Here is a 15,449-nt window from a genome sequence, read left to right as displayed (position 1 = left end):
AACAAATCTAGCTTTTCTGAAAATCGTCTCTTTTAACAGATGGTTAGTCCACGACAATTGCTGAGGGAAGTCCGTAATCACCTGCATTCAAAAGCGTTTCAGAATAATTAAAACCAACTCTGAAGCGAAATACCATCACGGGCGACAAACTTGTTTTAGCTAACTTTGAAAATACGTTTTGAACTTTATTTCTTACTCTCATCACTTGTGGGGCATTTGAAATGCTTGATTCTGAGATATCATCGGTAAACCAACTGGTTGTGCTGTCAGAGTCAGAGTCATATTTTACTCTACCCGCACTATATCCGTCACTTTTAGGGGCTAACTTAGCACCACTCGTCGCGTATTTGTATTCTAGCGAAGACGGTAAAGTAACGTTTCCATCTGCCTCAAAGAACATCGTTGGACGCTTATCCAAACCTTGAATGGTAGACTCTACTATCTCTGTTAGATCAGACCCAGCGTGACATAAAACGATAGGATCAATCTCTGCAACAACGCCAATAGCGAAACCTGCCGCACACCCTGCAATTGACGCGCTTACATCTGCCGCCAGCCATGTTGCAAAATCTTGCTTATCACGAGCAGCAATTTCGACTAGATAGCTCCCAGACATAGGTGTCGCTTTAAAAGACACCTCAGGTTTATGGATCTTGCTGACTCTGTTTTTGGTTAGGGAATGTGCCATTTTCCAGAGATCAAGTTTCGTTTCTAATCCAGCGGTCAACTTTTTTGCATAGATATTATGGTCGTAAAAGTATTTCCAATTAGTTCCTCTTACAGAAGTAAGCTGGAAAGGCATTTTACCGCCATGCTTTCGCACTAACCTCGGTGAGAGATCAAAGCCAAGCTGTGAAACTCGACTATCTTTAAATCGTGGTACTTTAGCACCAGAGATCTTAATTGCATCACGAAAAGAAATGGACATCCACATCGTTGGCATATTGCAGTCAGAGTCGAAGTCCGTCTCACAATAACCTCGCTTAGATTTTTCCCATGGATTTCCTTTCATGGCTGGCGTAGGTGCAGAAACTGAGATCTCTACGTCAAATTCATCACTTAAAAACCCCAACTCTTCACTCGTGATATCAAGCCCCAAACGCATCAACCATGAAAAAGTACCATTGCCAGCTATGTGGTCATTTATTGTATAGTAACTAGGCCAACCCTCAAGGGTGGCAAAATGACCATTGTCAAACCCTAGCGTTTCTGTTGCCACTTCAGCATGAACGGGTAGCTGTGTGAGTAACTCTGTAATTGATGATGTATACAGTGAATCATCTAGCATTACCGCATCCCGGAAGCGTGCACCAGCATCTCCTGCAACTTGACAACGATGTAAACTCACATCATAAATCTTACAGCGCCACCAATTCACTAAATGTCCCAGCTCCTCAAAATAGAACTTGGCAATGTCACCGCTATCGTAAGATACGAGGTCTTTATTCAAGACAATAAATGCGTGTTGGTAGTCAAAAATAAGACCCGCAGGACGTGCACCAATAATCGATGAGTCAGCCCAGTAAGCTTGTCTCTCCTCAGCATAGGCAACATTATTTATAACCTGTAGTAATGCATGATTCATATCCTGTGATGAAGAGGAAGAGACATGGTCATATTCATCTCCGAATGCATGACGAAAAATACTGGATATTCGTTTTTCTTGCTTGTGTGTTTTAAATGGTGCAATTTTTGAGCGCACTGATGATCTAAACTTTGACTGAACTCTTTTTTCTACTTCAGTGGTTCCCTGCCAAAAATCATAGCCAACAGGTGTGAGTTGTGAGCGTAAATCTATCAAGCTCTGATATTGAAGCTGAGTGACCTTGCTTATATTTTGTCCTTCATCCCATAACCCCGCTTCACGAATTCCTTCAATGGCTTCATCACCTAAATCATGAATAATATCTTCTACAATATCTTCCAAAGCTTCATTGAGACTCGAATCATGAGATAAATCGCTCAGTGCTTGATTTAAAAAATTTAATTTTTGATGAGTCAGAGAACTATTATCGGTCATGATTTCTATACTACCATCTATGGCCTCGCCGACTGGACCGAAAAGACCCAATAGCATGCGTCTTAAATTGGTTTCAGAGGGATGCTGTGCATAGTCCATGATGTGAGTTAACTCACGACCAATCAAAGGTGTATCCTCTAATGATTTTAATAATATATTACCCACATTCATGTCATGTGCATCATTCTCAACTGATTCTAAGTATTTACGATGAGCTTTTTCTTCTTCTCGACTGTCCCGAATTATCAATGAGTTTAATTCATCAAGCGTATTTTTCTGTTCTTGAAGAAGAGCAGACAAGTGACTGGTATTCTCTTCAATTTTTTCTGACAAGAATAACCACCAATTTTTTTCTTTTATTAACGAGTCTTTTTGCTTAACACTTCGAAGTGCTAGTTTACGTTCTTCAATTAATGCTAAGTATGTTGCGTTTAGATCGTTATATTGAGTGGACAATACCGAACACGCAATAATTCCGGGCAAATTCCACCACGACAGCGAACAGGTTAAAATCTGATCTGTTCTTTTTTTATCTCGATTTTTACGTAAAGTTTCAAGACGATTAGTATATCCCGATATTTGATCAAACATTTCCTGTCTTATATTAGTAATGTTTTGATCAATATTTTTAATGTCGGTCTGAATGTCCTTTACTGTTGATTTGAGTACTTTTTGATTGTAAGTCTCTGATATATTCTTTAACTTCTGGCACCAGTGTCCTTGTTTTGTATAGCCTGAATAACCCCAAACTGCTTTATGATGCTGGCCACAAACTAATGGAAGAGCCATAGAAAAGTCTGAAAAATGATTTAAATTTGCATATTCCGGATACCAACCATACCCCAGGTACAAAAAGCTAAGCCTGCTTCCCTTATCGAGGCTCAAACGCGTTCCTGTTGGAAAAATAACTTCATTTAAAGTTGAAGATCGAGCTGTAATAATAATACGTTGGCCTTGTTTGGCTATATTTGGAAGCCGTATCTGATTAGAGGACTTTTGGTTTAAATCCACCTCTATCTGATTGTATCTAGATAGTAGTTGATTTAGTTCCTCTAATTTATGATTATTTTCATCATAGTTTAGTTCTACTCTTTTCTTGTAGTCTGGCTGCCATGTACAATTCTTACCATCAAAAGAAAGGCACTGAATATCACCGTCCACTGTTTTTGAATACCAGAGAGGCACTCCAAAAGGTTCACCATTAAACCAGTTCACATTAGATTTTTCTTGACAATTGCTATTTCCTTCTAGCCTATAAAAAGACCATTGATTATCTAAATTTGAAATACACTCATAGCTTTCACTGCTATTTTTTAATGTTTGTGTTTGATAGCTAATTGCAAATACAAAAGAGGAGAACAAAAAAATAAAATATGAAAAAATAAAGCGAATCATAGATATCTTAATTAATAAAAGTCAAAAATAGTAATTAGGTAAGATGACAAATATATTACAAATATGATTTTTATTTTTGAAAGATAGATATACTTAACCAGGATAAATTTATTTCTAATAAAATCTATTCTATCAAGCAAGTTCATAGTCAAATTTTTACCCACTTATTTAATAAAACTGCTATGCTTACATTCTAAAAATAAGAGGATTACCCATAAGATCTTGAAACTCTGATCCGCAAAAAGTTACTTGGGTATATCTTCACCATAATAAGAGCACTGTCATGACATTAATTGCAAAGGGTACGCTAAGTAAATTGCGCGCCTCCCTCAACGATAAAGTTCAGTACCAACTAGCGGTAGGAGACGAACTTATCGACCTAAATCCGCTTATTGGTAACACGTTAACACTCACCCATACCGGAAATATATTTTGTTGTTCTTGCGGGAAAAAAACCAAGAAAAGTTACTCTCAAGGTCATTGCTTTGTTTGTATGAAAAAACTCGCTAGTTGCGATATGTGTATTATGAAACCAGAGACTTGCCACTATGACCAGGGAACTTGTCGTGAGCCTGAATGGGGAGAAAGAAATTGTATGGTTGATCATTTTGTCTACCTTTCCAACACCTCCAGTCTCAAAGTTGGAATAACACGCCACACCCAGATCCCTACTAGATGGATAGACCAGGGAGCAACGCAAGGAATGCCAATCTTCAAGGTTGCAACTCGCTACATTTCCGGTCTTATTGAAGTGGAAATAGCCAAACATGTTGCTGATAAAACAAACTGGCGGAATCTACTCAAAGGGGATGCCGAACCTTTAGCATTACAAGAACAATTTGCAACAATTTTACCCCTAATCGAAGATAAAATTATTGAAATTAGGCAGCGCTTTGGCGAAGATTCAATCCAAATCATCAATGCTGAACTTACTTCTCTTACCTACCCGGTTGAGAAACATCCAGTAAAAATTGTTTCACATAACTTTGATAAAAGCCCAGAGGTAACAGGGAAACTTCAGGGAATAAAAGGCCAATATCTGATTTTTGATACTGGGGTAATCAACATACGTAAATTTACCTCTTATGAAGTCGAAGTTCTTGAAGGTTGATGACACAACTTTCGACCATTATATAACGCAAGCGTTTGCGTTATATCCTATTACGAATTATTTCATTTATGTCCCACGGGCGTTCTTTAAATTCTTCAAGATATTCCATACAATCGAAGACATTGAATACCCAACGCTAGTGTCATCGGAGTACATATGAATAATGCCAAACACAGTAAATTGCTTATATTAGGGTCAGGTCCTGCCGGCTACACAGCCGCCGTATACGCAGCGAGGGCAAACCTCAATCCGGTTTTAGTGACTGGCATGCAGCAAGGCGGTCAATTAACCACGACAACAGAAGTGGAAAACTGGCCGGGTGACCCAGAAGGGCTTACCGGGCCTGGTTTAATGGAAAGGATGAAAGAACACGCGGAACGCTTTGAAACAGAGATTTTATTCGATCACATTAACGAAGTTGACTTCAGTCAGCGTCCTTTTCGTTTAAAAGGAGACGCGCGTGAATATACCTGTGATGCATTAATCATATCAACGGGTGCATCGGCTAAATACCTAGGGCTTGATTCAGAAGAAGCTTTTAAAGGTAGAGGTGTTTCAGCATGTGCGACTTGTGACGGTTTTTTCTATCGTAACCAAAAAGTTGCTGTAGTGGGTGGAGGAAATACCGCGGTTGAGGAAGCTTTGTATCTCTCCAATATTGCTTCTGAAGTACACCTCATCCACCGTCGAGATACCTTCCGCGCAGAAAAGATTCTCATCAAGCGATTAATGGATAAAGTAAACAGTGGCAATATTGTCTTGCATACTAATCGTACACTCGATGAAGTTGTTGGAGATGATATGGGTGTGACTGGTGTACGAATCAGAGATACACAATCAGAAAAAATTGATCAGATCGATGTAATGGGAGCCTTTATCGCGATCGGTCACGAACCAAATACAGCTATGTTCCAAAATCAATTAGAAATGAAAAATGGCTATATTGTTGTGCAATCCGGAATAGAGGGCAATGCAACTCAAACAAGCATACCCGGTATATTTGCCGCAGGTGATGTCATGGATCACAATTACCGCCAAGCAATTACATCGGCAGGGAGCGGCTGTATGGCTGCACTGGATGCTGAACGTTACCTAGATTCACTAGAGCACAATGATTAATTTTCAACAACTCAATTATATTTTCCATTTTTAGCTCATAAGCTTAAAGCCTCCTGCTATTCGCGCGAGGCTTTATTTTGTATAATGCCCACTCTCTATCTTTTAACACATCATACGAGCCGTCACGATGGATAAAAAGAAACAGCGCAGTCTAAATCTGTGGCTCAAGCAACAGAGTAAACAGGCTAAAAACTGGTTGATACTCGCTATTACCTTTGGCTTTGTATCAAGTCTACTTTTACTGGCACAAGCTGCTCTACTTGCCTCAATCTTACATCAGTTGATTATTGAACATACTGATAAATATGAACTTATCCCCTCATTTTTAGGGCTTTCTGGTATCATTGCCATTCGTGCGCTCTGTTCTTGGGGTAGAGAAATCGCGGGTTATAGATGTGGCCAGCAAGTACGCATACATATTCGTCAAACGATATTGGAAAAACTTGAGAGCTTAGGGCCCGCTTATATCAAGCAAAAGCCTGCAGGAAGTTGGGCGACATTACTACTCGAACAGGTCGATGATATGCAGGACTTTTTTGCACGTTATCTCCCTCAAATGTCACTCTCTGTATTCGTTCCATTCGTCATTTTGGTTGTGGTATTCCCTATAAATTGGGTGGCAGGTTTTATTTTTCTACTTACCGCTCCCTTGATCCCGCTGTTTATGGCTTTAGTTGGACTAAAGGCAGCCGATGCAAACAGAAAGAACTTTAAAGCACTGCAACGTCTGTCGGGGCATTTTTACGATCGCCTACAAGCAATGACGACAATTCGTCTTTTTGACCGGACACGAGCTGAGACTGAGATAATGCGTGGTGCTTCTGAAGTATTCCGAACTCGAACTATGGATGTTTTGCGTATTGCTTTTTTATCCTCGGCAGTTTTAGAATTCTTCACTTCTATTTCAATTGCAATGACCGCTGTTTACTTCGGTTTTGCATTTATCGGTGAATTGAATTTCGGTGATTATGGTTTAGGAGTTACTCTCTTTTCCGGTTTATTTATTCTCATTTTGGCCCCAGAGTTTTATCAGCCCCTACGTGACCTCGGTACTTTTTACCACGCTAAGCAGCAGGCTGTTGGCGCAGCTGAAAGTATTGTCGAATTTCTTTCAACTGAGGTTGACTCCGTCGTATCGGGGTCCAAAGCCATCAGTGACGAAGGTTCAATTACTATTCGCGCTCGCGATCTCGAGGTATTCTCTCCGGATGGAAAACAATTGGTAGGCCCACTTAGCTTTACACTAGTCGCCAATCAGACGACCGCAATTGTTGGGCCAAGTGGTGCTGGCAAAACAACCCTTATTAACGCCATCTTAGGGTTTCTTCCGTATAAAGGCTCATTAACCATCAATGACATAGAGCGTAAAGACTTAGACCTTAAGCATTGGCGCTCTCAAGTCAGTTGGGTTGGACAAAATCCACTTCTGCTTCACGGTTCAATACGTGACAATATCACGTTGGGAAAGCCTTACGTTTCTAATCAGCAAGTCTCACAAGCCCTTGACGACTCATTCTCCTCTGAGTTTGTGGAAGAACACGGGTTGGATTATCTGATATCAGATCGCTCAAGTGGTTTATCAGTAGGACAAGCTCAACGTTTAGCGCTAGCTAGGGCTATGATTCAAAATGGCCGTTTTTGGCTTTTGGATGAACCTACCGCCAGCCTAGATGCTCGCAGTGAACGGCTAGTAGTGCAAGGACTTGAAAACCAGATAAATAATCGTACGGCTCTAATGGTTACCCACCAGTTAAATCCGCTACGCAGTGTCGACCAGATTATCGTTATGCAAAATGGTATCATCGTTCAATCAGGAGACTTTGATTACCTAGAAAGCAAAACCGGCGTATTCCAAGATATGTTATTCGCCAATCAAACGATGCAAGCAACAACAAGGGGAAACCTTGATGCGTAAACTACTCCCCTACTTTCAGCTTTATCGAAAACATTGGTTTGGGCTAACTCTAGGTATGCTATTGAGTCTAATTACAGTAGCAGCTTCAATTGGTCTTTTGACGCTCTCAGGATGGTTTTTATCCGCTGCTGCAGTAGCCGGACTTACTATTGCCCGGGAAACATTTAATTACATGCTTCCTGGCGCTTTTGTACGCGGATTGGCTATGACTCGAACAGCAGGTCGATGGAGTGAAAGAGTCGTAAGTCATGATGCAACATTCAAACTACTGACTGAACTCCGTGTGTTTTTCTTTACCAAACTTGCTCCTCTAGTTCCTGGTAAAGTATCCGGCCTCAGAGACGCTGATCTGCTGAATAGACTTGTCGCGGATATTGATGCGATGGATCATGTATATCTCAGGCTGGTCAGCCCAATCGTAGTCGGTACTCTATCCATTATGGGCCTGACTGCTCTGGTTGGATGGTTTGATCTCAAACTTGGCATAATCCTTGGTTGTGTACTGTTATTTCTACTGGTTACTTGGCCATTCTTATTTTATCGACTCGGACTGAACAATGGAGCCAAATACACAAAAAATAAAGCCCATCTTAGAGTCACGGCTCTGGATTGGCTTCAAGGTTACAGTGAATTAATTTTATTTGGTGCAGAAAAGCACTATCGAGAGTCGATGAGCAACTCCCAGCGTCAGCTGTTCTACAATGAATGGGTTAATGCTCGTATATCAGGACTCGCTCAGGCATTACTTCTTTTAGCCAATGGCTGGACTGTTGTACTCATGATTTGGCTTGCCGCTGATGGCGTAGGTGGCAATCCTCCCGACCCAATGATTGGCTTGGTCGCATTCGCCTCGATTGCGAGTGTTGAGCTCTTAATGCCAATCGCTGGAGCATTTCAACACCTCGGGCAAACACTCACATCAGCAGAACGCCTCAACGAAGTCATTCTTGCTGAACCAGACGTTTGTTTCCCCGAGATAGACGTCAAACATGATCAAAGCTACTCCATCGAATTCAAAGGGGTTTCTTTTCAATACCCTGACGGAAATAGTCATGTTCTGAAGCATATTGATCTAAGTATTCCTGCTAAGCATAGAATAGCCATTGTTGGACAGACTGGTTCAGGGAAGTCAACCTTGATACAACTTCTAAATCGTTACTGGGATGTCCAAACCGGTACTATAGAGATCGCGGGACACTCCATTAGAAACTGGAGCGAATCCCAATTACGTCAGGCGATTAGTGTGGTAAGTCAGCGTGTTGATATTCTCAATGGTTCATTACGCGATAATCTCCAGATGGCAAAACCATGCGCAAGTGATGAAGAAATCATCTCAGTCCTCAACAAAGTTAGTTTACAGCCTCTTATGGAACAACAAGGCTTAGACGTGTGGCTTGGTGATGGAGGAAGACAATTGTCCGGAGGTGAACGAAGGCGAGTTGGCATTGCTCGCGCATTATTGCATGATGCCCCGATTGTTTTATTGGATGAGCCCACTGAAGGACTTGATAAACAGACAGAAAAACAGATCATGATGCTCCTTGAGCAACATTTTAATGACAAAACAATCATTTTCATTACTCATAGGTTGGTTAACCTAGGCCAGATGGATACTGTCTGTTTATTAGAGCAGGGTGAAATTGTAGAACATGACACTCACCAAGACTTGATGGATAAAAAGGGGCGTTATTACCAGCTTAATCAAACATTATAATTATGCCCATAAGAAAAAAGAGCAGCCTGCGGGCTGCTCTTTTCGTACTATGCTGTTTTTACTAGCGCTGTTTACTGCGAGTGTTAGCCTTACCTGCTCCCTTTTTGGGGTTTCTACGTGCTGGGTTATTGCTTCTCCCACCACTATTTACTCTTTCTTCGTGACGCTTCACTGCTCGTCGTATTTTTTGGCTACGAGAGCGCTCGCGCTTACGAGAACTATTTGCCTTATTTTCATCGAGTAGTGTTTGCTTCTCAGGACGAAGCTCTACTAACTCTCTTAAGTAGTTTACCTCTTTGAGGTCAAGCTCCATCCAACCACCGCGTGGTAGTTTTTTGTCGAGATAGATATCCCCATAACGAACTCGCTTTAGGCGGCTGACCGTCGTGTCTTGTGATTCCCATAGACGACGCACTTCGCGATTCCTACCTTCGTTTATTGCAACATAGAAGGTATGGTTCATACCATCCCCGCCAGCATAAACGACATCTTCAAACCGCGCCAGACCATCTTCAAGTTCAACACCACGTACTAAGTTCTTCACTTTTTGCTCGGTGACTTCACCAAATACTCGTACTAAGTACTCACGTTCAACTTGACGGCTAGGGTGCATTAGGCGATTCGCCAATTCACCATCGGTTGTAAACAATAACAATCCTGAAGTGTTAGCGTCGAGACGACCAACGGAAATCCAACGAGAACCACGGATCTTAGGTAAACGGTCAAAAACGGTGCGACGCCCCTCGGGATCATGCCTAGTACATAGTTCACCTTCAGGTTTATAGTATGCTAAAACGCGACAAATAACTTCCTCTTGCGCTTTAGCAGAAACAATATGACCATCAATACGTACTACTGCATTTTCATCTTCAAGTCGTTCACCAAGTCTAGCTACAACGCCGTTAACGCTGACACGACCTGCTTTTATCAAAGCCTCAAGTTCGCGTCGAGAGCCGTGACCAGCTCGAGCTAGTACTTTTTGTAATTTTTCGTTCATTTATTTACCTGTGTGTCGTCTTCTCAGACGTCGAATAAACTGTTGCGAGTAATACTCGCGGCCTTGTATTATCGCAAAAAGTGTGCTGAAAATCACGTACTTTCGTTTTATTCAAAAGCTGATGGATCACCAGAGCCCATACGCACAATAACGGGTTCATCTTCGCTAAAGTCTACCACTGTGGTAGGTTGCTCTCCTAAATAGCCCCCGTTGAGAATACAATCAACGGCATGCTCAAGCTTGTCACGAATATCCTCAGGATCAGATTCTGTTACATCTTGACCCGGTAAAATGAGAGACGTAGACATCAAAGGTTCGCCCAATGCTTCAAGAAGATCGAGAGCGATTCGGTTATCAGGCACACGAATACCGATCGTTTTACGTTTAGAATTCATCAGTCTGCGTGGTACCTCTTTTGTCCCCTTAAATATAAAGGTGTAAGGTCCAGGGGTATTATTTTTTAGCAAACGGAAAGCCGTATTATCCACCCGTGCATACAACGAAAGCTCCGAAAGATCTCGGCAAAGCAGAGTAAAATTATGTTTATCGTCCAAGCGACGGATTTGACAAATTCTCTCTAGTGCTTGTTTATTCTCAAGCTGGCACCCGAGCGCATAACCAGAATCAGTTGGGTATACCACGACCCCACCGTTACGAATGATAGCTACAGCCTGATTAATCAAGCGAGCCTGCGGGTTTTCTGGATGAACATAAAAAAACTGGCTCATTGTAAATCCTCATTATTGAGTCTCTCGACTCTATAGTTAATCAATATTGGAAGGCTCAATATTCCAATTCTTCCAAACAGGTTCAACACCTGATGGAAGCCACAAATTCCTTCCTAGTTCCATCCATGGTGACGGGTAATGGAAGTCACTACCTTGCGACACAAGTAGATTGTATTGTATCGCATAATCGGCTAGCGTCCGTCGCTCATGTTGCGCTTGCTGCGGTTGTGCAATCTCCATCGCGTCTCCTCCAGCTTCGACAAAAGCTCCAATTAAACGTTTTATCCATTTAGTTGTAAGCTTATACCGCCCTGGATGTGCCAGTACTGCTTGTCCCCCAGCGGCATGTATCGCCTCTATCGCCTCTTTCATTGAACACCAGCTTGGAGGTACATAACCGGGCTTATCACGAGTCAAGTACCTTTTAAACACTTGCTGCATTGTCTTGGCATAGCCATTATCAACTAGCCACTTGGCAAAATGTGCTCGAGTAATTGACGCTTCACCAGCCAACTCCAATACCTGTTCATACACACCTTCTTTAGTCACTTTTTCTAGACGATTAGCAATTAACTGCGCACGAGATAAACGGTGTTCTTTCTGTGCAGCGATGAGGTTGAGTAGTTCGCGACACCCAACATCAATATTTAAGCCAACGATGTGAATATCTTTATTTTGCCAAACCGTTGATACTTCGATGCCATTTACCAATTTGAGGGAAAGCTGGCGCTCATTGATATAACGATGAGCTTGATCTAAACCCTCGATTGTATCGTGGTCAGTGATGGCTAACACATCAAGCTCAAAGTCTATAGCTCTATCAACAAGAGCCTGTGGTGACAGCCTTCCATCAGAAGCAGTTGTATGGCTATGTAAATCAATTCTCATAATTTTATTTTTTTGTTGACTTTTCACTCTCGCACTAGTTAACTAGTACGCAGATACTTCATTAGAAAAAGTTGAGACACTATGTTACAAGAGATTACGCAAAATCATAAAGTAAAAGTTTGTCAAACCACTACTGTATTTAGATTTCTAGCGAATCAGATATGTTGGCGTCTCAACCAAACATTTGCCTCGGGCTGAATAGAACATCTATTCCTACGTGTTTTCTAGCCCGCGATAATAGCGGGCTTATTTTTTGGTCAAGGGTTTATTTATCCCTTGCCAGTATAACAATAAATTGACGCTTGATTGGAGATATACATTGCTCAAGAGAGTACCATCAGGTCAATTAAGTTAAAAAAGGAGGTCTTGTGAATAAGGCCATTACAATAAATAACTTAGCTGGAGTAGAATGTCTTACTTCTGTTGCTCCTTACACCTCAGATCCTACAGAGCTGTTTCATGCTTTATGCAACAAAAAATCGGACAGCTTGCTACTCGAATCTGCTGAAATCGACTCGAAAGAAAACTTGCAAAGTCTATTGGTCATTGATGCAGCGCTTCGTATAGTGTGTAATGGAAACTCGGTTACATTTACTGCATTATCACAAAACGGAGTGAATGTTAAAAACCATATTGTCCAAAATATACCGAGCAACATTAGTTTCTCTAATGGCGAAACCGCGCTTACTATTAACTTTCCCGAAACTAGCGATGATTTAGACGAAGACTCTAGGGTGAAAGAGCCGTCTGTGTTCGATGCACTACGCCTTGTCCAGCACAGTTTTGACACTTCAGATCAACACAAACATGCGCTGTTTCTCGGTGGGCTCTTCGCTTATGACCTCGTCGCCAACTTCGAACCCCTTGGAAACACCTCTCAAATAGATTCCTGTCCAGACTATGTCTTCTATTTGGCCGAGACACTCGTAACAGTCGACCATCAGGCGAATACTTGTGACGTTCAAGCAAGCCTATTTATCAATGATACCAACGAGAGAGAGCGACTAGAGCAACGCGTAGCAGACATAGTAAAACATTGCGAAAAAACCATGCCACTGCCCACTGCGACAAGTGTTACCAATCTGGAACTTAAATACAGTTTATCAGACGTTGAATTCAGTGAACTTGTATCTGAACTAAAACAATATGTCGTCCAAGGTGATGTTTTTCAGGTAGTGCCCTCCAGAAGGTTTTCTTTACCTTGCCCATCTCCCCTCGTTGCGTACAAAGAATTAAAACAGAGTAATCCAAGCCCGTATATGTTCTTCATGCAAGACGAACATTTTACGCTTTTTGGTGCATCGCCTGAAAGCGCTCTTAAATATGATGTGATGAGCAACCAGGTAGAAATTTACCCTATTGCTGGTACTCGCCATCGTGGAAAGCAGGAAGATGGTCAGATTGACTTAGACCTTGATTGTCGCATTGAACTCGAGCTCAGAACTGACAAAAAAGAAAACGCAGAACACATGATGTTGGTTGATCTAGCACGCAATGATATTGCACGCATTTCTCAACCGGGCACCAGACATGTCGCCGATTTACTGAAAGTCGACAGATACAGCCATGTCATGCACCTAGTATCTCGCGTCGTTGGACAATTACGGCATGATCTCGATGCCCTACATGCGTACCAAGCTTGCATGAATATGGGAACATTAACAGGTGCACCAAAGGTCCGAGCTATGCAGCTCATTCGCCAGGTTGAAAAGGCGCGGAGAGGGAGTTATGGCGGTGCGGTAGGATATCTGACCGGAGAAGGAAACTTTGATACTTGTATCGTAATCCGATCAGCCTACATAGAAAATGGGATTGCACATGTTCAGGCTGGTGCAGGCGTTGTATTCGATTCCGACCCGCAAGCTGAAACTGACGAAACTCGCGGTAAAGCACAGGCTGTTATCTCTGCAATTCAAGCAGCACACAAGGAGTAGAACACCTATGGCTAGCATCATTTTTATCGATAACTTCGATTCTTTTTCCTATAATCTCGTCGATCAATTTAGGTCACTGGGTCATAAAGTTACTATCTATCGCAATACGATTTCTATTGAAACTCTCAAACGCACAGCCATAGAACTCGAAAGCGCAGTATTTGTTCTTTCACCTGGGCCAGGAGTCCCCTCAGACGCCGGTGTAATGCCAGAGCTGATCAATACCTTCAAAGGCCAAGTCCCTATCATCGGTATTTGCCTAGGTCATCAGGCTATCGTTGAAGCCTATGGAGGAAAAGTCATCGGTGCAGACAATATTGTCCATGGTAAAGTATCTATGATGCATCATAACAATCACGCTTGTTATCACTCGCTACCCTCTCCTTTTGCCATTGCTCGTTACCATTCATTAGTAGCAACAGATATCCCAGAGCAACTGAATGTTACCGCAGAAGTTGAAGGTTTGGTTATGTCTGTTGCTAACGACAGAGACAAAGTGTGTGGTTTTCAATTTCACCCTGAGTCCATAATGACAACACATGGAGCAAAACTCCTTGCCAATGTCATTGACTGGGCGCAGAGTACTAATCGATAAGGAGGGTCCGGTCCATATGGAAGCGATATTAACCAAGCTCTACAACAAAATGTCACTCACTCAGGCAGAAAGTAAGCAACTCTTCGAAGCCATTATCCGTGGAGATGTCGACCCTATTATCATGGCCTCAGCATTGACCGCATTAAAACTCAAAGGAGAAACACCTGATGAGATTGCTGGAGCAGCTAGTGCATTAGTATCAAATGCGAAAAGATTTCCAAAAATTGAATACGATGTTGCAGACATTGTTGGGACTGGAGGGGATGGCCATGACACTATCAATATATCTACAACGGCCGCCTTTGTTGCCGCTGCCTGTGGGCTAAAAATAGCAAAACATGGAAATCGTAGTGTTTCGAGCAAATCTGGCAGCTCAGATTTACTTGACTCATTTGGAATAAACTTAGCCATGACTCCCGAGGATACAAAACTTGCAATCGATAATATTGGCGTTGCATTTCTATTTGCACCTCAATATCACCAAGGTGTTAAACATGCTATGCCTGTCAGACAGGCTATGAAAACACGCACTATTTTTAATATTCTGGGTCCATTGATTAACCCTGCTCAACCAAACATACAACTAATGGGTGTATATTCTGCAGACTTAGTGAAGCCCATCGCGCAAACCATGCTTAAAATGGGAATGAAGCGCGCAGCTGTCGTTCATGGTAGCGGTCTTGATGAGGTTGCGATTCATGGCTCAACCAAAGTCGCTGAGATCAGCGATGGAGTAATAAAAGAATATACTCTTGAACCCAAAGATTTCGGTGTTGACGTTCACCCAATTGAAGCCATTAAAGGCGGGCTTCCAGAGGAAAACCGTACAATTATCACCAATATTCTTACTGGTAAAGGAACACAAGCACAATTAAGTGCTATCGCTGTAAACGTTGCTCTTCTCATGCGTCTTTTTGGGCACGAAGATCTGAAAATAAATACGCAGCAGGCGATTGACGTGATGAATTCTGGAAAAGCATATGAGCTAGTCAAACAACTAGCATCACATGCATAACCAAATGGATAGACAAGG

General features: G+C 42.0%; 11 protein-coding genes. 7 read left to right on the top strand and 4 right to left on the bottom strand.

Features of this window, described 5'->3' with window-relative positions:
- Positions 1 to 43 precede the first annotated feature (43 nt).
- Positions 44 to 3,235, bottom strand: coding sequence for a hypothetical protein (locus tag RH40_RS11770; protein ID WP_139056883.1), 3,192 nt, complete (start codon positions 3,233 to 3,235; stop codon positions 44 to 46).
- Between the two features lie 463 nt (positions 3,236 to 3,698).
- On the opposite strand from RH40_RS11770, the gene RH40_RS11765 reads away from it, so the two are divergent.
- From RH40_RS11765 to cydC, 4 genes are all read left to right on the top strand, one after another.
- Entirely contained in the window at positions 3,699 to 4,526 is an 828-nt protein-coding gene (locus RH40_RS11765) for a DUF2797 domain-containing protein (RefSeq protein ID WP_009601738.1), read from the top strand.
- 156 nt (positions 4,527 to 4,682) lie between these two features.
- Positions 4,683 to 5,645: a thioredoxin-disulfide reductase gene (trxB, locus tag RH40_RS11760; RefSeq protein WP_009601736.1), complete on the top strand. Its 963-nt coding sequence runs from the start codon at positions 4,683 to 4,685 to the stop codon at positions 5,643 to 5,645.
- A gap of 127 nt (positions 5,646 to 5,772) precedes the next feature.
- Positions 5,773 to 7,560, top strand: a complete 1,788-nt coding sequence (cydD, locus tag RH40_RS11755; protein WP_009601734.1) for a heme ABC transporter permease/ATP-binding protein CydD — start codon at positions 5,773 to 5,775, stop codon at positions 7,558 to 7,560.
- A complete protein-coding gene (cydC, locus tag RH40_RS11750; RefSeq protein WP_009601731.1) occupies positions 7,553 to 9,274 on the top strand; it encodes a heme ABC transporter ATP-binding protein/permease CydC in 1,722 nt (573 codons plus the stop codon). The genes cydD and cydC overlap by 8 nt, the downstream gene beginning before the upstream one ends.
- A 61-nt stretch (positions 9,275 to 9,335) precedes the next feature.
- On the opposite strand, the gene rluB is transcribed toward cydC, so the two are convergent.
- From rluB to rnm, 3 genes are all read right to left on the bottom strand, one after another.
- A complete protein-coding gene (rluB, locus tag RH40_RS11745) occupies positions 9,336 to 10,271 on the bottom strand; it encodes a 23S rRNA pseudouridine(2605) synthase RluB (RefSeq protein ID WP_009601730.1) in 936 nt (311 codons plus the stop codon).
- Between the two features lie 107 nt (positions 10,272 to 10,378).
- Positions 10,379 to 10,999 carry an L-threonylcarbamoyladenylate synthase gene (locus RH40_RS11740; protein WP_009601729.1) on the bottom strand — a complete coding sequence of 207 codons (621 nt, stop codon included), beginning with the start codon at positions 10,997 to 10,999 and terminating at the stop codon, positions 10,379 to 10,381.
- Between the two features lie 36 nt (positions 11,000 to 11,035).
- Positions 11,036 to 11,887 carry an RNase RNM gene (rnm, locus tag RH40_RS11735; protein ID WP_009601728.1) on the bottom strand — a complete coding sequence of 284 codons (852 nt, stop codon included), beginning with the start codon at positions 11,885 to 11,887 and terminating at the stop codon, positions 11,036 to 11,038.
- A gap of 368 nt (positions 11,888 to 12,255) precedes the next feature.
- On the opposite strand from rnm, the gene RH40_RS11730 reads away from it, so the two are divergent.
- Genes RH40_RS11730 through trpD form a run of 3 tightly spaced genes read left to right on the top strand, consistent with a single transcriptional unit; the run spans position 12,256 to position 15,431 of the window.
- The gene (locus tag RH40_RS11730) at positions 12,256 to 13,821 is read left to right on the top strand and encodes an anthranilate synthase component 1 (protein ID WP_009601727.1); all 1,566 of its coding nucleotides are present in this window, start codon (positions 12,256 to 12,258) and stop codon (positions 13,819 to 13,821) included.
- A 7-nt stretch (positions 13,822 to 13,828) separates the two neighbouring features.
- Positions 13,829 to 14,416 carry an aminodeoxychorismate/anthranilate synthase component II gene (locus RH40_RS11725; RefSeq protein WP_009601726.1) on the top strand — a complete coding sequence of 196 codons (588 nt, stop codon included), beginning with the start codon at positions 13,829 to 13,831 and terminating at the stop codon, positions 14,414 to 14,416.
- Between the two features lie 16 nt (positions 14,417 to 14,432).
- Positions 14,433 to 15,431 (top strand): anthranilate phosphoribosyltransferase, encoded by a 999-nt coding sequence (trpD, locus tag RH40_RS11720; protein WP_009601725.1) that lies wholly within the window; start codon positions 14,433 to 14,435, stop codon positions 15,429 to 15,431.
- Positions 15,432 to 15,449 lie beyond the last annotated feature (18 nt).

This window comes from Vibrio caribbeanicus ATCC BAA-2122, assembly GCF_000165125.1.
Classification (GTDB): Bacteria; Pseudomonadota; Gammaproteobacteria; order Enterobacterales; family Vibrionaceae; genus Vibrio; species Vibrio caribbeanicus.
Note: the sequence above shows the minus strand (reverse complement) of the source record. Positions and strands in the feature narration are given on the sequence as shown.

Excerpts from the sequence above, each read along its gene's own strand:
- RH40_RS11765 (WP_009601738.1), top strand. The coding sequence starts at position 3,699 with ATGACATTAATTGCAAAGGGTACGCTAAGTAAATTGCGCGCCTCCCTC.
- trxB (WP_009601736.1), top strand. The coding sequence starts at position 4,683 with ATGAATAATGCCAAACACAGTAAATTGCTTATATTAGGGTCAGGTCCT.
- cydD (WP_009601734.1), top strand. The coding sequence starts at position 5,773 with ATGGATAAAAAGAAACAGCGCAGTCTAAATCTGTGGCTCAAGCAACAG.
- cydC (WP_009601731.1), top strand. The coding sequence starts at position 7,553 with ATGCGTAAACTACTCCCCTACTTTCAGCTTTATCGAAAACATTGGTTT.
- rluB (WP_009601730.1), bottom strand. The coding sequence starts at position 10,271 with ATGAACGAAAAATTACAAAAAGTACTAGCTCGAGCTGGTCACGGCTCT.
- RH40_RS11740 (WP_009601729.1), bottom strand. The coding sequence starts at position 10,999 with ATGAGCCAGTTTTTTTATGTTCATCCAGAAAACCCGCAGGCTCGCTTG.
- rnm (WP_009601728.1), bottom strand. The coding sequence starts at position 11,887 with ATGAGAATTGATTTACATAGCCATACAACTGCTTCTGATGGAAGGCTG.
- RH40_RS11725 (WP_009601726.1), top strand. The coding sequence starts at position 13,829 with ATGGCTAGCATCATTTTTATCGATAACTTCGATTCTTTTTCCTATAAT.
- trpD (WP_009601725.1), top strand. The coding sequence starts at position 14,433 with ATGGAAGCGATATTAACCAAGCTCTACAACAAAATGTCACTCACTCAG.